We start from the raw sequence: 18,749 nt of genomic DNA on the forward strand, positions 1-18,749 counted from the left end.
TTATGCTCTATTTTCACAACCACAAACTTTTATTTTTTCTTTTACAAACTGTTTAACTTCTTCCATACCAGACTTATTGTATTTTTTAGGGTCTATTGTATCTTTATTTTCTTCTAAATACTTAGTAACTCCTTTTGTAAATGCTATTCTAAGCTCTGTAGCATAATTTACTTTGCATATACCTCTTTTGATAGATTCTTGTACTTTTAAATCTGGTATTCCTGATCCCCCGTGTAACACAAGAGGTATAGATACTACTTCTTTTATTTGTGATAATCTATCTAAATCTAATTTAGGTTCACCTTTATACAGACCATGAGCTGTACCTATTGCTACAGCTAGAGAATCTACGCCTGTTTTCTCTACAAATAACTTAGCTTCTTTAGGATCTGTAAATCCTCCATCTCCGCCATCTAGGTCATCTTCTTTTCCCCCAACTTTACCAAGTTCAGCTTCAACTGCAATACCTGATGATTTACACATATCAACAACTGCCTTTGATATTTTTATATTGTCTTCAAAACTACTATGAGATCCATCTATCATAATTGAAGTATATCCCGCTCTAAATGCTTCTGATGCAAGTTCAAAACTAGAACCATGATCCAAATGCATAACTACAGGAACTTTTGCACGACTAGCTGCAACCTTCACATTTGCTAAGAAATAATCAAGACCAGCGTATTTAACTGTTGATGGTGTAGTTTGCATAATTACAGGTGAATTCATTTCTTCTGCTGCACTTATAACTGCCATTACCATCTCCATATTCTCTACATTAAAAGCACCTACTGCATATTTTCCTTCTTGAGCTTTTTTTAATATATCTTTTGTAGTAACTAATTCCATAATAATTCTCCCCCTTATTTATATTAAACTTTGTATTATCTGCAAATTAATTATTTTATTTAATATTCATTTTTCTAAGAGCCATTCCGCTTAATAGGACTGAATAAACTCCATATATTGAAATCATTCCACTTAAAGCCATAAAAACTAAATTATAATTTTGTTGTATGGCATTAATAACTATTAGTATGCTTAGAAGTGCATAAGCACAAGCATTCATAATAGTTTTTTCTTTTTCACTATTCTTAATAATCATTTCTAATTTATTGACTTTTTTATCTCTTTTAAAATTATCTATAGATTTTAACTGTTTCAAAAATACCCCTCTAAAGTAAACTTCTGCTACAATAGCTGCAACACCACCTACTAATAATGTATTCTCAAAACTTTTGAAGTAATCACCTAATAAAACCATCAGTGTTATTATCATAAAATATCTATAATAAAATAATCTAAATTTATGTTCTATTTTATGTCCTACAATATATCCTTTTTTGTCAAAGACATTATAATAAACTGTATTTCCAGATGTATTTAGATAAATATTCATTCCTGCTAAATCTATATTTTTTTTGTTCATTACATCATTTCCTTTCCTAAACAATAAGTTTGATGTACTGAATAATCATCATTAAGAACTACTAAATCACTATCATATCCAACGCCTATTCTACCTTTATGAGTATCTATTCCTAGACATCTTGCAGGGTTTATAGTACACGAATTAATAGCGTAATTAAATGGAACCATAGCATCTTCCACTAATATTTTTAACCCCTGATTCATTTTTAATGTTGAACCAGCTAAGCCTTTTGTTCCTACTAAATGTGCACTACCATCTTCATATATTTCAATTTCATTTCCACCAAAAATAAATTTTGAACCTGGCTCAAATCCTTTTGCCATTAGTGCATCTGTAACCATAATTCCATAGTGAGGTCCCTTAGCTTTAAAGAAATTGTATAGTGCTATTGGAGTTGAATGACTTCCATCACATATAATCTCACCATACATATCTTTAACTCTTAAACTAAATCCAACTAATCCATTTTCTCTATGATTAAAAGCTGTCATCCCATTATAAACATGAGTTTGAGATCTGGCTCCATTGGCAAAAGCATATACAGCTTCTTCATAAGTAGATGCTGAATGACCTATACTTACAACAATATCATTCTCATATAAATATTTAGTTAGCTCATAATCTTCATCTAATTCTGTAGCCATAGTTACATATTTTATTAATCCTTTTGCCGCCTTTTGATATTCTTTGAATTCTTCAATAGTAGGCTTTGCTATATATTCCTGTGGCTGAGCACCTTTATATTTCATATCTAAATAAGGTCCTTCAAAATGTATTCCTAATATTTCTGCTCCTTGATATCCTTCTTCAGCAACTTTTGCCACATTGGCTAAAGCCTTAGTTAAAACTTCTCTACTTTGAGTTATAGTAGTTGGAAGAAATGCTGTAACCCCTTCACCAGGTATTCTTTTAGTCCAGTTTTTTAATCCTTCTTCGTTAGCATCATTGGTATCAAAACCATACGCCCCATGACTATGAATATCTATAAATCCTGGAACTATCCTTTTCTTCCCATAATCAGAAGCTCCTTCCTTTTCATTATATTTATAAATATTTACTATTTTATTATCATCAATTTCTATTTGGGCTGGAATAAATTGATCCGCAATCCAAACTCTCTTACTTTGTATTAACATGATAGCCCTCCATACATTATTAAGATATCTCAATTATACATAACATTTTTTAGATAATATTTGCACTTTTTAACACAAATATTATACCTTTTAATACATCCATTGTATTTATACATCTCTTTACTATAATTAGAGTTAAGCAAGATTTTAATTAATATATTAATATATACGGATGGGGGACATAGAATTTATGAATATTTTTAATATTACTGAAAACCAAAGGAAAGACACTAAGTCATCTTTTACTTTAAACGAAATATATCAACAACCTAAAACATGGTTAAAAACATTAACTCAAATAGAAAATAATAAAGATTCCATAGGAGAATTTATAAACAAGGTTATAAAAAATGAAGATTTCGACGTAATACTAACTGGTGCAGGTACTAGTGAATTTGTTGGTAACTCTCTTTACTCAGAGCTAAATAAGGTACTTAATCACAAAGTTAAGTCTTATGCAACAACTGATTTAGTAGCTACTCCTGAAAATTACTTATCTAGAACTAAACCAACATTATTAGTAAGTTTTGGTCGTTCTGGAAATTCACCTGAATCAATTGGTGCTGTTGAAGTTGCTAACGAAGTGTGCAATAACATATATCATTTATTTGTTACTTGCAATCATGAAGGTGCACTTTCTAAAATGGCTGATAAATTAGATAACTGCTATGCAATAAATCTTACTGAAGAAACTCATGATCAAGGATTTGCTATGACATCAAGTTTTTCTAATATGTACTTAGCTACTTATCTTTGCTTTAATCTTGATAAATTAGGTGAAAAATCAGAGATAATATCTGCTATTTGCTCATCTGCTGAAAACTTCTTAGATGGAGGATTTAAAGTAGTAGAAAAAATAATAAATGATTTTAATTTCCAAAGAATAGTTTATCTAGGTAGTAACACTTTAAAAGGTATTTCACAAGAGTCATCTTTAAAAATACTTGAATTAACAGCAGGAAATACAGTTGCTCTATTTGACACTCCACTTGGTTTTAGACATGGTCCAAAATCAATAATAGATGATTCTACATTAGTAGTTGTTTATGTGAGTAATGATGAGTACACTTATAAATATGAATTAGACTTTATAAAGGAAATAAGTTCTCAAAGAAAAAACAATAAACTAGCTGTTGTAACAGATAAACCATCTGATGAGTTAAGTGAATTAGCTGATTACATTTATGCTTATGATACTAACGTTAACCCAAATAATGTAGAGTTAGGTCTAGCTTATGTAACATTTGCTCAAGCACTTTCAGTTTTAAAATCTTTATCAATGGATATAACACCTGACAATCCTTGTCCAACTGGTGAAGTTAACCGTGTTGTTGAAGGTGTAACATTATATAAATATAGTTGTAAATAAAATACGCTTCGCTCAAAATGAGGAAGTTAGTAACAATATATTAATACTTATAAAAAGGAGCTTCTTAGATATGGTAGGAATAATAATTAGTGGCCACGGAAATTTCGCAACAGGACTGCGTTCATCTTTAAATTTAATTGCAGGTAGCCCTGCTAATATAGAATATGTTGATTTTGTTGAATCAGATACTATTGATACTTTAAAAGAAAAATACATGAATGCTATAAGCAATTTAAGCAATTGCAATGATATTTTAGCTTTAACTGATTTAGTTGGAGGTTCACCATTTAAGACTTTGGTTGAATTAAAAGCTGAAGTTGAAAAACCATTAGAAGTAGTAGGTGGAACTAACCTTCCTATGATACTTGAAATTTCTATGGCTAAAGATTTTGTAGAAGATTTATCTATGTTATCAGGAACAGCTTTAGAAGTAGGTAAAAATGGTATTTTAAAGTTTGAACTTGTAGAACACATGGACGAAGATTGTGAGGATGGTATTTAATCATGATAAATTGGGAAGTTGTTACTTGGACATGTATAACTGTGGCTGTACTATTGGGTATAGGAGCATTAATCTTAATATTTATATCATCAAAGAATATAAAAAAGAAAACTTCTGAACTAAAAGACCTTCACTTAGAGTTAAAAACTGGTATGAAAGTCATGTTCTGTGGAGCTATTTACGGCAAAGTAACTAAGATAAAGGGCGATATCGTTGAAGTTGAAATAGCGAAAAATGTTGTTGTTTCAGTATCTAGATATGCTATCCAAAGTGTTGACTAAATAAAATCAAAAAGGAGCTATCTCAATATAGAGATTAGCTCCTTTATCTTACTCCAAAATTAACTACTTAAAAACTTTTTGTGCATATTCGCTAGGACTTATATCAAAATGTTGAGTAAATGCCCTTGAAAAATAATGAATGGAACTAAAACCTAGCATAAATGCAATTTCACTAATTGTATATTTATTTTCCTTTATTATAAGTTTACTTTTAGCTAACTTTAAATCACTTATATATTTTTTAGGTGTTGTATTTAGATTATTTTTAAATAACGTTTGCAGTGAAGATCTAGATATAGCAAATTTATTACAAATATCCTCCACTGTAATTGGCTCATAAATCATGTTACCTATATATGTTACTATATTCTCTAATAGTTCATTTTGAAAATGTTGATATGATTCTTTTGGTAATTTACTTTCTTCTACATCCAAATAATCATATTGCAATAGTCTAATAAGTATCTCATGTAAATTATTTAAAACCAAAGTTCTAGCATATGGTATATCTGAGGACATATTTTGAGAAAAGTTCTTTAATACTCTATATAAATCTTTTCTACAATGGAAAATCCTATTACATATATTCTCCACATCTTCACATTCCATTTCAAATATGACAGTCAAATAGGAACAAGAGGAATCCACATTTACTTGTTGAGTATGGAATTTATTTCTCCCATAAATAATTAGGTCATATGCTTCTAACTTATACTCTATTCCATCAACAGTTGTATCTAATGTGCCGTTGTCTACAAATGTTAATTCATATACATTATGACTTTCACCTTTAAATTTATAGTTTGGACTTTTTATATTGTAATAACAGGCTATTATTTTGGGAATATTTATTGTAGATTGCATTTTACTATATACATATGGTGCATCTAAAAACTCCAATTTTAAACTATAATTTTTAGGAATTATTAATTTATATCTAACCTTATCTATCATTGAAATTATATTAAAATACATATTAGGTTTAACTTCTACATGTCTATGTATATTAAATAATTCGAACCCTCCATTTATATCATTGCTAATTAATATACCTGCCATTCCGTCTAGAACTTCAATATATACTGGCTCTGAAAAATTGTATACGCTTGATATTACTGTATCACTAGTGATAATATTTTTTGATATTAAGTTTTCCCTATCTATTTGTTTAGACTCTTCATATACAAAACCATATTTACTAAATTGAAAACTACTTGTCTTTTCATTCATATTAAGTCATTCCCCCTTGTAAGTTTCCTTCATTTATATATATCACTTATGATTAAAAATCATTGTTAATTTATATTTTACTATATCTAAATACATTGTCAATTTTGTACATTTTAGTTGCACATTTTGAAAACGTTTTTTTAAAAATAACAAATAAAAAACCAATTATTCTAAAGATTATAATCCACATTCCCTTTATAATGATATTACAAAATTAATTTCTTAGTAAAGAACATATTTAAAAATTCTGAGGAGGATGGTATACAATGCCAAATATTATTCTAACAAGAATCGATAACAGATTGATTCATGGACAAGTTGCTACACAATGGTGTGGAGCTATTGGAGCTAACTTAATTTTAGTTGCAAATGACGTTGTTGCAGAGGATAAACTTAGACAAGGCTTAATGGACATGGCCGCTCCAAGTTATGCAACTACACGTTATTGGACAATAGAGAAAACAATTAATACTATTCATAAAGCTAGTGCTAAACAATTAATATTCATCGTTTGTGACAACCCAACTGATGTTTTAAAACTTGTTGAAGGTGGCGTTCCAATAAAGAAAGTTAATATTGGAAATATGCATATGGCTGATGGTAAGCGTCAAGTTGCTGGATCTGTAGCTGTAGATGACAAGGATGTTGAAGCATTTAGAAAATTACAAGAACTTGGTGTAGAACTTGAAATAAGAAGAGTTCCTACTGAAAGTTCTGAAAAAATCGAAAAACTTTTTAAATAATAAAAAAAGGAGATTTTAAACATGGATTTCAATTTCATTCAGGTTTTATTGGTTGCAGTATTTGCATTCATTGCTGCTATCGATCAATTTAGTTTTTTAGAGTCTTTGTATCAACCAATTGTATCTGGTGCTGTTGTAGGTGCTATACTTGGTGATCTACAAACTGGACTTATTGTAGGGGGTACTTATCAATTAATGACAATTGGTAACATGCCAGTAGGAGGAGCACAACCTCCAAATGCAGTTATAGGTGGAATTATGGCGGTAGTATTTGCCGTATCTTCTAAATTGGATCCTGCTGCCGCTGTTGGTCTAGCAGTTCCATTCGCATTAATAGGACAATATTTTGTAACTTTCTTATTCACAATAATGTCAGCTTTAATGTCTAAAGCTGATAAATACGCTGAAGACGCTAACCCAAAAGGTATAGTTAAGTTAAACTACTTAGCAATGGCTGCTTTAGGATCATGTTTTGCAATAGTAGTTGTTATAGGGTTAATAGGTGGTAGTGCTGCTGGTGCTCAATTAACTGCTCTTTCTGAAAGATTCGACTGGTTCATGGCTGGACTTGGTGTTGCTGGTGGAATGATGCGTTATGTAGGTTTTGCAATACTTCTTCGTATAATGTTATCTAAAGACCTTTGGGGAGTTTACTTCGCTGGTTTTGCTTTAGCTACAATAGTAAGTAAGATAGAAGGATTAAGTGGTTCAGCTTTATTAATAATAGCGTTCATCGGAATAGCTGTAGCTATTTATGACTTCCAAACTAATGTAAAAATGAAAGCTGCTACTGCTTATGCACCAGTAGGGGGAGGAGATGATGAAGATGGAATTTAATTCAAATCAATATAATGATTTAACTCCAGCTAAACCGCTAGACAAAAAAACTTTAAACAAAATGGTTTGGCGTTCACTATTCTTACAAGCTTCATTCAACTATGAAAGAATGCAAGCTGCAGGATGGTTATATGGTATATTACCAGGACTTGAAAAAATTCATACTAATAAAGAAGACTTATCTAAGTCTATGAAACACAACCTTGAGTTCTTTAATACTCACCCATTCCTTGTTACTTTCGTTATGGGTATAATACTTTCATTAGAGCAACAAAAATCAGATACTAACACAATAAGAGCTGTCCGTGTTGCTGCAATGGGTCCTTTAGGTGGTATTGGGGATGCTATATTCTGGTTTACTTTAGTTCCAATAACTGCTGGTATAACTGCTAACATGGCTATTGGTGGATCTTTACTTGGTCCAATATTGTTCCTATTGATTTTCAATGGTGTTCAGTTTGGATTGAGATACTTCCTAATGTACTGGTCATATAACTTAGGTTCTAAAGCTATAGATATATTAACTAAAAATGCTAAAGAGTTTACTCGTTCTGCTTCTATGTTAGGTGTATTTATAGTTGGTGCTTTAACTTCTAACTACGGTGCAACTAAATTAGGTATAGTAATACCTAATGGTGACGCTCCAATAGATATCCAAGCTATATTAGACGGCGTTTTACCTAATATAATTCCTTTAGGTTTAACTCTATTATTATACTTCTTACTTAAGAAGAAAAACTGGAAGCCAGTTACATGTATAGGTTTATTACTTGCAATAGGTATTGTTGGTGCTTGGATTGGTCATATGTTCGGATTCAAAATGTGGGCATAGAATTTTTATAAATTCTTAAATTACATTAAATTATATAATAACCACCTTTAGTTTTCTAAAGGTGGTTATTTTTGTTGTAAGTTTATTTTACCTTATTTTCAGCTCTAACTTTTATATTTTCATCTTTTATAAATAATAATTTTCCAGATTTTAATCCCCAGATCTCATCAATATATGCGCATACTTTTTTTGAGTGAGTTACAATAATAACACACTTATGGTGTTCATGAGCTAATGATATTAGAATCTCCATTATCTTCTCTTCTGTCTCATTATCTAAATTTCCTGTTGGCTCATCAGCAATTATTATGTCTGGATTGTGGGATAAGGCTCTCGCTATTCCTATTCTTTGTTGCTCCCCACCGGATAAATTCAAAATCTTTCTATTTGCTTTATCAGAATCAATCCCTACATCTTGTAATAAATCATATACATATTTATCCTTATCTTTTTGGTTAGAATTACTTATATTCATGGATAATAATATATTTTCTTTAGCTGTAGCATTTAATAATAGATTATATCCTTGGAATATAACCCCTATATCCTTTGACCTATATAAATCTCTATCTATTGTTTTTAGGTTTTTATTTTTATATAAAATTTCCCCACTTTTACATGTATCAAGACCTGATATTAAAGACAATAGAGTACTTTTCCCAGCACCTGATTTTCCTATTATCCCATAAACTTTTCCTTGCTCAAAATTTATATTTATATCATTAAAAACATCTTTTTCGGATCCTTCATATCTATAACTCACATCTTTTAAACTTAATACCTTCATAATATTCTCTCCTTAGTCCCTTTCTGTTAGTATTTTTCTTGGTTCATATCTATTTATATATAAAATTCCTATACAAGCAGATACTGCTCCTATCAATAGTGCTATTAGTGTAATATTTAAGATAGCTTCACTACTTAAAAATACGTTTAATTTTTCTAGGGCTGGTACTGATTCACTAGCACCACTCATACCAATAGTCATACTCATTGACTCTGCTTGTTTTTGAGCTTCTATTTGTCCTTGTAAAAGCATGTCTGAAATAGGTTGGGCTGATATACTTCCAATAGTTAAGCCTAAACTTAATGAAATAACAATCATTGATAATGTCTCAAATACCAATCCTAAAGCAACTTTACCTTTTTTCATACCCATAGCTCTTAAAACACCTATTTCGTATTTTCTTTCACGAATGGCTAATATAGATATTAAAACTAATACACTTCCACCAAAACCTAAAACTAAGGTCATAAATATTTTTGAAATTTCTTTTAGTCCTTCTACAGGTTTTACTATGTTGTTATAGCTATTTGAATCCACAGATAAATCAAATAAATCACTTAATCCCAGTTTGTGTGCTTCTTTATTAAAATCATCTACTAAATCTGGATCTTTTAAATAATATTTTGCATCCATGCTAACTGAACCATCATCAGATTTTGCATCATATAATTTTAAAGTTTCTGTTGTTGTAATAATCTCGTTGCTTCTATTTAACATAGGGTGTTTCATTCCAAAATTATCATTAGATTTTGCTCCATCATAATATATACCTGATATAGATAATTCTAGTGGCTCATATTTTTCTGGATCTTGAGGATTTTGGATTTTCATCTTATCTCCAACCTTTAAGTTGTTTAGCTTTGCAAACTCCTCACTTACTATAGCTTCATTATTTTCCTTAGGCATTTTTCCTTTTATGATTTTCCTTGTGCCAGTTTTAAACTCCTTATTTCCATCTGCACTAAGTCCACCTAAAATATTCAAGTTTGGCACTTTAGTAAGATTTGATTGACCACCAATAGAGATTACCCCCCCTAAATTTGAATCTTGTGAACCCTCTTGTTGGTCTAGTGCTTTTATATCTTTACTATATCCTCTAAAGTTAAAGCTAAATATTGCTTCTTTAACATATTTAGATTTAGAAATCTTTTCTTTAACATTATTAGGTACACCTTTATTTAATTCATCCATTTTCCCTGCGTTTATTTTTTCTTGTGTTTTCTCCATATTTGATTGGATAAAAACTTCTGCTCCAAATCTATTTTTATAATCCTTTATTATCTCATTAGACGTAGTGTTAATAATAATAGATATTGCTGTACAAGAAAGTATTGCTGTCATTATAATTCCTAACAGTATATTTCTTTCCTTGTTCCTTACTAAATTTTTTAATGCATTTTTAAAAATATACATACCGTTCTCCTTTTCCTTAGATTTAATTATAAGCAAATTATAATAAATCAACTGTTAACTCAATGTTAACCTACATTTAAATTATTAACCTGTGTACTGAGAAAAGGATAAATAAAAACAAGAGCCTTTATTTATTTCACTATCTACTACTGCTACTCCATTACATAGATCACACACATGAGATACCAAGCTTAACCCTATACCATATCCATCTTTCTTTAAATCATTGATTCTATATTTATTGTTAAATATATTATCTATAAAACTTTTCTCCATACCTATGCCGTTGTCTTCTACTTTAATAATTACACTGTTATACTTATTTCTCACAGCCACTCTTACTTTTTTATTTTCACCATACTTTACAGCATTATCAACTAAGTTGCTTACTGCCCTATATATCCATCTTTCTTTTGCCAAAATAGTCGTCTTGCTATCTTCATCAAAGTCAAACTCAATATTATTGTAAGTTTTTCTGTACATATCACAAACACTTGCACATACTAAAGAAACATCTACCTCTTTCATTTCATCATCAGATTTTAAGTCACTTAGAGTTAATATATCGTCTATACTATTGGCTATGTTGTCTATAAATTTAATATATTCTTTGTTATCGTCTATTTCTAGATTGGTTCTAAGTATAGCAATTGCATTTTTTTGTTCATGAGATAAATATGAATTTAATTTTTTATAATCCTCTAAATGTTGTTTAAATTTTTCCTTTATATTACAATAAGCAATTCCAAAGGTTTTACTTACTGAATATGGATTAAAGTTGTCATCTATTTCATTTAAATTTTTTACAATATTTTCAATTTCTTTATCATGAATTTTATTTAATACTATCCATAATATTAAAGATGCCAATATTAAAATAAAGAAAAATATTAAAATTATACTTAATATATCTTCAAATCCAGTTTTTAAATATATTTTTCCTATTTCATCCATATCTACAACCATTTGTGATTCTAGAGTTTTACTGCTTCTAGTACCTATATTTTCTTCATATAAATTCCTCTGTAATAGATTATCTTGTGTTTGCACATTTTCACTTAAAATAATAGCTTTAGCATTTTTCACATTCATTTTAGATTCTATATTTTCTATATTACTGAAAGAACCTTTTATTTTGTACAACCCTACTCCTAGGACTAATGATAATATTAAAGAGTACATTATTATAACTAGTCCACTTTTAAAATTTACTCTACGCATAAATAGTATCCCTTCCCTCTCACATTAATTAAGACTTCTTGTCCATAAATACTACTTAACTTATTTTTTAATCTTGATATATGTACTCTTAGTACTGATGAAAATGGGTCAAAGTTTTCATCGTATATATGCTCTAAAATTTCTTCACTGGAAACAACAGCAGGGTGTTTATAGCAGATGTACTCTAATATATCAAACTCCTTTATTGCAAGTATTACTTCTTTATCTTCTATATATACAGTACGATTTATAGGATTAAGTTTTAACTTTCCAATATTAATAACTGGGTTTGTACGTCCATGAAATCTTCTTATTACTGCATGTATTCTAGCTCTAACTTCTAATAGTTGAAATGGCTTTGTTATATAATCATCTGCTCCATTGTCTAATCCTATTGCTAAATCTGACACATCATCTCTAGCTGTTATTATAATTATGGGTGTATTTAATGATTTTTTTCGTAAACATCTTAATACTTCTATTCCATCAATATCTGGAAGATTTAAATCTAAAAGAACAGCATCATATTCATTAATGCTGGCTTTTTCCTCACCTTCTTCTCCTGTATTAGAAATATCTACTTTAAAGTTCATTTTTTCTAATCCTTTTCTCATTGAATTAGCTAATTCTATATTATCTTCTATAACTAATACTCTCATTTTTAGTTCTCCTTATAATTCAGTAACTGAAAAATTTTATATCATTATACTTTATCATATTTAATGTTTATCCAATGTTAACATCTTATGCAATGTAAATTACAAAAACAAAAACCATATTGATTTTCATCAATATGGCTTTTATTTTATACTATTTTAATATAAATTTATTTATTGTTCCAAATATTTATCAAATATTATTGTTGCTAGTTCTTCCTTTGTTAGAGTTTCAAGATTTGCTATATCACATAAGTCCATTTCCAACAAAAACTCTCCACACTCTACTTCTAGATATGACCCACTATCATCTGATTTGATTTCCCATCCTTCTAAGTCTGCTACTATATTGGCAATTCTTTCTTCTTTAGTCATTTTTACACCTCTTTATATTAATGTATGCATACTTTAGTTTAACTTTTATTATGAATTTTATCAATCTAATTAGTGAGTATAACCTAGTAGCTATTTTATATACAGTTATGCTTTTTTCTTCACAGGAATCCACAATTCACTATAATAGTTTTCGTCCTGATTTCCCTTAGGATAATCATTGATGTCTGTATAAGTTTCTATATTATATCCTTCAGCAATTTCATAGTCTTTACAGTTAGGAAGCCATTCAGAGAAAATCTTCTGATTCACATCTATCATTGCCTTTGGCATAGCTCCTTTACAGGAAAATACTGCCCATGTATGCTTTGGAATTACTCTTGTGGCAAATCCTTCAGGTATATCGCTTCCTGTTTTATAATCATCTGCAATTAAATATTCAAACTCATCACTATTTCCCATGCTCTTATCAATATTAACTCCATACATTCCACATACTACATTGCCTTTTCCAGACTCATAATGCTCCTGCCAAAACTTTGGAATCTCTTCTTTGCATGATTCATATTCAAATCTGTTTCCTGATGCCAACACAGTGAAAGCCTCTTTTTCAATAATTTTGTAATCCATAGTATAACCACCTTTCAATGAGATATTAATTTTTAAAGAAGCAAATGACCTCATCATTGCACCATCTCTGCGAACAGCTGTTGGTGTAGACCCATGAAAACGAGTGAATGCTTTTGTAAAGCTATCTGGTGAATCATATCCATATTTCATTGCTATATCAATAATTTTATTGTCTGTGGATACAAGCTCACTGCCGGCAAGTGTGAGCCTACGTTGTCTAATATATTCTGCAACTGTAAATCCACAGAGCATTGAAAATCCTTTTTGAAAATAGAAGGAGGATATGCAAACTTCTTTTGCGATATCACTAGTTGTCAGATCTTCAGTAATATGGGTTTCAATATATTCAATTGCTTTACTTATGCTTTCTATCCATTCCATTTCTATCACCTCTTCTTTGATTTCATTCTATCTCATTGAAATTCACCATTCCCGACTTTTTGAGGGAAGTTTTGTCTGTACCTTATATGATTTTATTTTTTAGAAAGAATTAGTAACTAATTTTCAATATAAATAGTAGTTACATAATGTGTTCTTATATCCTTCTCTCGTTCTTTTTTATATGTAGTTTTAAACATTATATAATGTCCCTTACTCTCTTTAAAATAAAGTTTATATGATTTTTTATCATCTTTAAACTCCCTTGCAATGTATCCAGCTTCTTTATCTTTACAAGGTATTTCTACTACATTATCTTTATTTAGTTCCTTAGAAAGGTAATCTTCTACAAAACTTTCAATTGACTCTTTTTCACTAAAGCAGTAGGCTTCTATTGTATCTTTGCTCTCTTGATCAACTAGCTTAAATAAAGGTTTTGCTGTAAATGAATTTAATTTTGCATCATCTTGGCTAATATCTTCAAACTCATATGTGAGTTTTTCTAATACAGTAAATCCCAAATAATCATTTTTATAAACACCTTCATCAACATATCCTTGTAAATTATTTGATTTACATCCACTTAAAAAAATCATGATTAATAAAATATAAATATTTATGTATTTTTTAGCTTTCATATTATCATCCTTTTCACTAATTTGTTTGAGATGCTGTTCTTAATTCTATATGAGACCTTACACATATTTAAGAATATACTATATGATTTTAAATTTTATTTCTATAATTTCCTAACATGTAAAAAAGTAGAAGCTCTGCTCCTACCATTCTAGTTCGTAATAGATTAAAATAGTAAATCAAATTTATTCTATAAATTTACTATCTTAATATGTGTTTTGCTATTTTAATTATTATATATAATAACAAAGCTATAGTAATAATAACTTGTAATAGTAGTTCCCAGTTTATAGTTACTACTGGATTCATCATCAATCCCCCCTCTTTGTATTATAAATAGTAATATGATTTGTAACATTTATCAATATACTTTTCACTATTTTTTATCTTAAGCTCCGTTACTTGCGATATGGTTCACTACTATTCATTATAATTATTTCAGTCTATTTTTCTGATTGTGTGATAAAATACAAAATAAAAGGAACTACCAAACTATAAAGTCTAGTAGTTCCAATTCTTCTTGTTATTAAATCATAAAGTATACTAAAAATAATACACTTAATCCACACATTACAGGGTGAACTTTCTTTATTTCACCTTTACATGCCATTAATACAACATAAGCTAAAAGTCCAAAGGCAATTCCTTCTCCTACACTATATGTTAGAGGCATTAGTATTATTGTTAAAAATGCTGGTATAGCTACTTCTGACTTACTCCAGTCTATTTCTGCAAATGACATACATAAAAGTGATCCGACTATTATTAAGGCTGGTGCTGTAACTTGAGTAGTTACTACACTTAATAATGGTGAAAAGAATAAACTTAATATAAATAATCCAGATGCTACTACACTTGAAAAACCTGTTTTAGCCCCAAGACCTATTCCTGATAAAGACTCCATGCAAGAAGTTGTATTAGTTGTCCCAAATATAGCTCCTATACAAGTTGCTACAGAATCAGCAAGTAATGCTTTTGAACCATTTTCCACAGTCCCATCTTCTCTTATTAAACCTATTTTTGAACCAACTGCCACTAAAGTTCCCGCTGTATCAAAGAAATCCATAAATAAGAAAGTAAATACAACTAACATCATTTGAGGATTTAATACATCTTTTAGATGAGCGATTGCTACACCAAAAGTTGGTGCCATTGATGGAGGCATTGATACAATTGCAGTTGGAGCATCTACAACTCCGCTAACTACTCCAGCTATAACTGTTATAATTATTCCTAAAAATATTGCTATGTTAACTCCTCTTACCATTAATATTGAAATTACGGCAAGTCCAAATAATGATATTAATACTGATTTATCAGATAAATTTCCTAAAGCAACAAATGTAGCTGGATTTGCTACTACTATTCCTGCATTTTTTAAACCTATAAATGCTATAAAAAGTCCGATTCCTGCACTAACTGCATATTTCATATCATTTGGTATTGCTTTTATTACAAGTTCTCTCAATCCTGTAATAGATATAATTAAAAATATAATTCCTGATAATAAAGTTGCTGAGATAGTACTTTGCCATGGTATCCCCATACCCATACAAACCCCAAATGCAAAGAATGCATTAAGTCCCATTCCTGGTGCTAAAACCATTGGGAATTTCGCTATTGCTCCTATTATAAAAGTTCCCACAGCACTTGCTATTGCTGTAGCTGCAAATACACTTTCTTTTGGCATTCCTACTTGAGATAAAACTCCTGGTACAACAAATAAGATATATGCCATCGTTAAGAAAGTAGTTGCTCCTCCTAGTATTTCAGTTTTTAAATTTGTTCCTTTTTTCTCGAATTCAAAATAATTAGAAATGAAATTCATAATGTGTCTCCTTAATACTTTTGTCAAACTATGTATAAAGGATAATGGAAATATTTTTAGATAGATTTATTTAGCTTAATTAGCGCAAATGTAATCTATTTGAATGCAAAAATATACCTTATCGTAGTCAAACCATTGGTGATTTGGTAGAAACCGTTGATCCATTATATCAACTTTATACGATAGCTATTTTGTTTCACTTATTCTAACATGATTTATAAATAAACACCATATTTTTTTTATTAAATTGCACTATAAAATTTTTTAATAATATTGATATAGTTGTTTTTGATATGTGACTTTCTTTTGATAGACTATTTATTGAATTATAGTATTTATGCAATAAAAAACTACTAAGCCATAAACCTAGTAGTTCTTTATCCTCGTTTTCGAGTATTTGAATGGTGGAGATGATTCGCAACAATCAAACCCACTATTCTATATATTAAGAAAAGCTCCCTCAATCTCTAGGTATAAACTAATTTGTTTTCCACGTTATATAATCTCCTGGTTCAAACCTATCACTAGTTACATTAATTTGTGTACTATCATACTAATTGCTTAGTTTGATAGACTTTTTTTATGCTTTAATATACCATTTATTTAATTTAAAGTTAATCAGTGGTAATTTATTTCCTTATTGATAATAATATGATATTATTATCACGGAAAAAAATGTAAGGGGAGGGTATTCTAATATGAAAAAATTTAAATCTTTATTAATTGGTTTAGTACTTGCATTAGTATGTGTTTCAATGGTAACTTCAACAGATGTTGTAGAAGCATCAAGCATAAAACTAAACAAAACTAGCCTAACAATTTATACTGGAAAAACCAGTACACTAAAAGTAAGTGGTACAAGTAAAAAAGTTACTTGGTCTACTTCTAACAAGAAAATAGCAACCGTTTCGTCTAAAGGAACTGTTTCTGCAAAGTCTTCTGGTACTGTTACTATTACTGGCAAAGCAAATAACAAAAACTTAAGGTGCAAAGTAACAGTAAAAAAACCAACAATTAGTAAAACTAGTACAAGTCTTAATGTTGGTCAAACAACAACACTTAAATTAACTGGTGCTACTCTAAAATCTTCAAAAAGCAGCAATACAAGTATTGCAACTGTTAATTCATCTGGTAAAATTACAGCTAAAAAAGCCGGTACTTGTACTATTACTTTAACAGATACACAAAAAAGAACATATAAATGTTCAGTAACTGTTAAAAGTTCAAGTAAAAGTACAGCACTAAAAGCATATTATAACTTCTTAAAATCTTATAAATTTACTTCTGATCGTTCTACTCGTGGATTCAATCTAGCATATATAAATAATGATAATATTCCTGAGCTTGTGGTTTTCGATGGAGATAACCATTCAGCAGGAGGAAAAGTATATGCTTATGTCAGCGGAAAAGTAAAATATGTTAGCGAATTTGGCGAATGGGGTGGATTTGAATACCAAGAGAAAAAGGGAGTTATTCGTAGTTCTTGGTTTGGTAACGGAAATTCTCACAATACTTATTACAAATGGAGTGGATCTAAACTTTCAACAATAATGTCTTCTAGTGCAATTGGAGAATTCAGTTCTAATGGAAACTTTCAATACAAATATTATATAAATAATAAAAAAGTTACTATGTCAAAATACAGCAGTTCAATTGCGCCTTATGAAAAAGGACTTAAATCTGTAAGTGTATTCAACTCATATGCAGTTACAGATTCTGTTATAAAAGATAAATTATTAAAGTAATGTAAAATAATTTATGCTTATGACGAAAATGAAAATAAGTTTATAACTGCAATAAAAAACTACTAAGCCATAAACTTAGTAGTTTTTTATTTCCTCGTTTCCGAGGGTTTGAATGGTGGAGATGATTCACAACAATCATACCCACAAATTTATTTTATACTATTGGATATAGTTTTTTACTTACAATGTTTTTTAGCAAGAAATAAACTATATTTTTTAAATTTACCATTTATAAAATTTTTGATAGTTTATATGAAGAACTAATAAATCCCTATATCATTATTCAAACCAACTAATTATGATTAATTTGTTTAAATATTTTTAAACTTTATTATCATAAAGTAACTCCCACTTTTCATTCTCCCTTCCCATAATATCCTCACATGTTTCTATTAATAGTTCTAATGCTTCTTCATTTTTTTTATACTTTTTAACCTGTGTTTCATAGCTGACCTTTTCTTTTTCTAAAAGTTTGGATGTTATTCTATATTTTATCCATAGTTCTTGATACTTAAATAGTTGCAAAACAGCTGTACTAATACTTGCAATTGATGATAATAGTATAACTATTACTTTAAATTTAAAATCAAACTCTTCTGACATTAAAACAAATATTGGTATAATCGCATTAACAATTATTGTAATTAATGATAAACCACAAAATTTATATTTCATATTCTTTGAACGAATTTTATACCATCTAATTTGTTGATTGAGTCTTTTCTCTATATAACTATTTCTATCAATATTTTCTATTTTA

General features: G+C 29.3%; 20 protein-coding genes and 1 riboswitch. Of the genes, 7 read left to right on the forward strand and 13 right to left on the reverse strand.

Features of this window, described 5'->3' with window-relative positions; genetic code table 11:
• Genes fba through nagA form a run of 3 tightly spaced genes read right to left on the reverse strand, consistent with a single transcriptional unit; the run spans nt 1 to nt 2,568 of the window.
• Complete coding sequence (gene fba / locus JW646_RS06795) at nt 1-849, reverse strand: class II fructose-1,6-bisphosphate aldolase (protein ID WP_228417007.1); 849 nt, start codon at nt 847-849, stop codon at nt 1-3.
• A gap of 55 nt (nt 850-904) precedes the next feature.
• Nucleotides 905-1,429 (reverse strand): hypothetical protein, encoded by a 525-nt coding sequence (locus JW646_RS06800; protein WP_228417008.1) that lies wholly within the window; start codon nt 1,427-1,429, stop codon nt 905-907.
• Nucleotides 1,429-2,568 carry an N-acetylglucosamine-6-phosphate deacetylase gene (nagA, locus tag JW646_RS06805; protein ID WP_074919464.1) on the reverse strand — a complete coding sequence of 380 codons (1,140 nt, stop codon included), beginning with the start codon at nt 2,566-2,568 and terminating at the stop codon, nt 1,429-1,431. The genes JW646_RS06800 and nagA overlap by 1 nt, the downstream gene beginning before the upstream one ends.
• A gap of 190 nt (nt 2,569-2,758) precedes the next feature.
• On the opposite strand from nagA, the gene JW646_RS06810 reads away from it, so the two are divergent.
• From JW646_RS06810 to yajC, 3 genes are all read left to right on the forward strand, one after another.
• Entirely contained in the window at nt 2,759-3,937 is a 1,179-nt protein-coding gene (locus JW646_RS06810) for an SIS domain-containing protein (RefSeq protein WP_228417009.1), read from the forward strand.
• A gap of 70 nt (nt 3,938-4,007) precedes the next feature.
• Entirely contained in the window at nt 4,008-4,439 is a 432-nt protein-coding gene (gene agaF / locus JW646_RS06815; protein ID WP_228417010.1) for a PTS galactosamine/N-acetylgalactosamine transporter subunit IIA, read from the forward strand.
• 2 nt (nt 4,440-4,441) lie between these two features.
• Complete coding sequence (yajC, locus tag JW646_RS06820; protein WP_175487700.1) at nt 4,442-4,720, forward strand: preprotein translocase subunit YajC; 279 nt, start codon at nt 4,442-4,444, stop codon at nt 4,718-4,720.
• Nucleotides 4,721-4,783: 63 nt separating this feature from the next.
• Here yajC and JW646_RS06825 read toward each other — a convergent pair whose 3' ends face one another.
• Nucleotides 4,784-5,950, reverse strand: coding sequence for an AraC family transcriptional regulator (locus tag JW646_RS06825; protein WP_148557169.1), 1,167 nt, complete (start codon nt 5,948-5,950; stop codon nt 4,784-4,786).
• Nucleotides 5,951-6,216: 266 nt separating this feature from the next.
• On the opposite strand from JW646_RS06825, the gene agaV reads away from it, so the two are divergent.
• The 3 genes from agaV to JW646_RS06840 are packed head-to-tail and all read left to right on the forward strand — an operon-like array spanning nt 6,217 to nt 8,362.
• Nucleotides 6,217-6,693, forward strand: a complete 477-nt coding sequence (gene agaV / locus JW646_RS06830) for a PTS N-acetylgalactosamine transporter subunit IIB (protein ID WP_228417011.1) — start codon at nt 6,217-6,219, stop codon at nt 6,691-6,693.
• Nucleotides 6,694-6,714: 21 nt separating this feature from the next.
• Nucleotides 6,715-7,530 carry a PTS mannose/fructose/sorbose/N-acetylgalactosamine transporter subunit IIC gene (locus JW646_RS06835; protein WP_228417012.1) on the forward strand — a complete coding sequence of 272 codons (816 nt, stop codon included), beginning with the start codon at nt 6,715-6,717 and terminating at the stop codon, nt 7,528-7,530.
• On the forward strand, nt 7,511-8,362 hold the full coding sequence (locus JW646_RS06840) for a PTS system mannose/fructose/sorbose family transporter subunit IID (RefSeq protein ID WP_330490404.1): 852 nt from the start codon (nt 7,511-7,513) through the stop codon (nt 8,360-8,362). Before JW646_RS06835 ends, JW646_RS06840 begins: the two co-directional genes overlap by 20 nt.
• Nucleotides 8,363-8,444: 82 nt before the next feature.
• Here JW646_RS06840 and JW646_RS06845 read toward each other — a convergent pair whose 3' ends face one another.
• The 8 genes from JW646_RS06845 to JW646_RS06880 form a co-directional block, all read right to left on the reverse strand.
• Nucleotides 8,445-9,149 (reverse strand): ABC transporter ATP-binding protein, encoded by a 705-nt coding sequence (locus tag JW646_RS06845; protein ID WP_074919471.1) that lies wholly within the window; start codon nt 9,147-9,149, stop codon nt 8,445-8,447.
• Between the two features lie 12 nt (nt 9,150-9,161).
• Complete coding sequence (locus JW646_RS06850) at nt 9,162-10,562, reverse strand: ABC transporter permease (protein WP_228417013.1); 1,401 nt, start codon at nt 10,560-10,562, stop codon at nt 9,162-9,164.
• A gap of 84 nt (nt 10,563-10,646) precedes the next feature.
• Complete coding sequence (locus JW646_RS06855) at nt 10,647-11,783, reverse strand: sensor histidine kinase (protein WP_228417014.1); 1,137 nt, start codon at nt 11,781-11,783, stop codon at nt 10,647-10,649.
• Complete coding sequence (locus JW646_RS06860; protein ID WP_228417015.1) at nt 11,771-12,442, reverse strand: response regulator transcription factor; 672 nt, start codon at nt 12,440-12,442, stop codon at nt 11,771-11,773. Before JW646_RS06860 ends, JW646_RS06855 begins: the two co-directional genes overlap by 13 nt.
• A gap of 171 nt (nt 12,443-12,613) precedes the next feature.
• Nucleotides 12,614-12,814, reverse strand: coding sequence for a hypothetical protein (locus tag JW646_RS06865; RefSeq protein WP_148557162.1), 201 nt, complete (start codon nt 12,812-12,814; stop codon nt 12,614-12,616).
• Between the two features lie 105 nt (nt 12,815-12,919).
• Nucleotides 12,920-13,783: an AraC family transcriptional regulator gene (locus tag JW646_RS06870; protein WP_228417016.1), complete on the reverse strand. Its 864-nt coding sequence runs from the start codon at nt 13,781-13,783 to the stop codon at nt 12,920-12,922.
• A 116-nt stretch (nt 13,784-13,899) separates the two neighbouring features.
• Nucleotides 13,900-14,418 carry a hypothetical protein gene (locus JW646_RS06875; RefSeq protein WP_228417017.1) on the reverse strand — a complete coding sequence of 173 codons (519 nt, stop codon included), beginning with the start codon at nt 14,416-14,418 and terminating at the stop codon, nt 13,900-13,902.
• A gap of 524 nt (nt 14,419-14,942) precedes the next feature.
• A complete protein-coding gene (locus JW646_RS06880; RefSeq protein ID WP_228417018.1) occupies nt 14,943-16,244 on the reverse strand; it encodes an NCS2 family permease in 1,302 nt (433 codons plus the stop codon).
• A 104-nt stretch (nt 16,245-16,348) separates the two neighbouring features.
• A riboswitch (purine riboswitch) is annotated at nt 16,349-16,447 on the reverse strand.
• A gap of 495 nt (nt 16,448-16,942) precedes the next feature.
• Between JW646_RS06880 and JW646_RS06885 the strand changes: the two genes are divergently transcribed.
• Nucleotides 16,943-17,989, forward strand: coding sequence for an Ig-like domain-containing protein (locus tag JW646_RS06885; protein ID WP_228417019.1), 1,047 nt, complete (start codon nt 16,943-16,945; stop codon nt 17,987-17,989).
• A gap of 321 nt (nt 17,990-18,310) precedes the next feature.
• Here the strand turns inward: JW646_RS06885 and JW646_RS06890 are convergent, their stop codons facing one another.
• Nucleotides 18,311-18,745 carry a DUF4231 domain-containing protein gene (locus tag JW646_RS06890; RefSeq protein ID WP_331478082.1) on the reverse strand — a complete coding sequence of 145 codons (435 nt, stop codon included), beginning with the start codon at nt 18,743-18,745 and terminating at the stop codon, nt 18,311-18,313.
• Between the last annotated feature and the right edge of the window lie 4 nt (nt 18,746-18,749).

Origin of the sequence: Terrisporobacter hibernicus, from assembly GCF_020809405.1 — a bacterium.
Classification (GTDB): Bacteria; Bacillota; Clostridia; order Peptostreptococcales; family Peptostreptococcaceae; genus Terrisporobacter; species Terrisporobacter petrolearius.

Bases quoted from the DNA above. Each gene is read 5' to 3' on its own strand.
- fba (WP_228417007.1), bottom strand. From the start codon at position 849: ATGGAATTAGTTACTACAAAAGATATATTAAAAAAAGCTCAAGAAGGA.
- JW646_RS06800 (WP_228417008.1), bottom strand. From the start codon at position 1,429: ATGAACAAAAAAAATATAGATTTAGCAGGAATGAATATTTATCTAAAT.
- nagA (WP_074919464.1), bottom strand. From the start codon at position 2,568: ATGTTAATACAAAGTAAGAGAGTTTGGATTGCGGATCAATTTATTCCA.
- JW646_RS06810 (WP_228417009.1), top strand. From the start codon at position 2,759: ATGAATATTTTTAATATTACTGAAAACCAAAGGAAAGACACTAAGTCA.
- agaF (WP_228417010.1), top strand. From the start codon at position 4,008: ATGGTAGGAATAATAATTAGTGGCCACGGAAATTTCGCAACAGGACTG.
- yajC (WP_175487700.1), top strand. From the start codon at position 4,442: ATGATAAATTGGGAAGTTGTTACTTGGACATGTATAACTGTGGCTGTA.
- JW646_RS06825 (WP_148557169.1), bottom strand. From the start codon at position 5,950: ATGAATGAAAAGACAAGTAGTTTTCAATTTAGTAAATATGGTTTTGTA.
- agaV (WP_228417011.1), top strand. From the start codon at position 6,217: ATGCCAAATATTATTCTAACAAGAATCGATAACAGATTGATTCATGGA.
- JW646_RS06835 (WP_228417012.1), top strand. From the start codon at position 6,715: ATGGATTTCAATTTCATTCAGGTTTTATTGGTTGCAGTATTTGCATTC.
- JW646_RS06840 (WP_330490404.1), top strand. From the start codon at position 7,511: ATGATGAAGATGGAATTTAATTCAAATCAATATAATGATTTAACTCCA.
- JW646_RS06845 (WP_074919471.1), bottom strand. From the start codon at position 9,149: ATGAAGGTATTAAGTTTAAAAGATGTGAGTTATAGATATGAAGGATCC.
- JW646_RS06850 (WP_228417013.1), bottom strand. From the start codon at position 10,562: ATGTATATTTTTAAAAATGCATTAAAAAATTTAGTAAGGAACAAGGAA.
- JW646_RS06855 (WP_228417014.1), bottom strand. From the start codon at position 11,783: ATGCGTAGAGTAAATTTTAAAAGTGGACTAGTTATAATAATGTACTCT.
- JW646_RS06860 (WP_228417015.1), bottom strand. From the start codon at position 12,442: ATGAGAGTATTAGTTATAGAAGATAATATAGAATTAGCTAATTCAATG.
- JW646_RS06865 (WP_148557162.1), bottom strand. From the start codon at position 12,814: ATGACTAAAGAAGAAAGAATTGCCAATATAGTAGCAGACTTAGAAGGA.
- JW646_RS06870 (WP_228417016.1), bottom strand. From the start codon at position 13,783: ATGGAATGGATAGAAAGCATAAGTAAAGCAATTGAATATATTGAAACC.
- JW646_RS06875 (WP_228417017.1), bottom strand. From the start codon at position 14,418: ATGAAAGCTAAAAAATACATAAATATTTATATTTTATTAATCATGATT.
- JW646_RS06880 (WP_228417018.1), bottom strand. From the start codon at position 16,244: ATGAATTTCATTTCTAATTATTTTGAATTCGAGAAAAAAGGAACAAAT.
- JW646_RS06885 (WP_228417019.1), top strand. From the start codon at position 16,943: ATGAAAAAATTTAAATCTTTATTAATTGGTTTAGTACTTGCATTAGTA.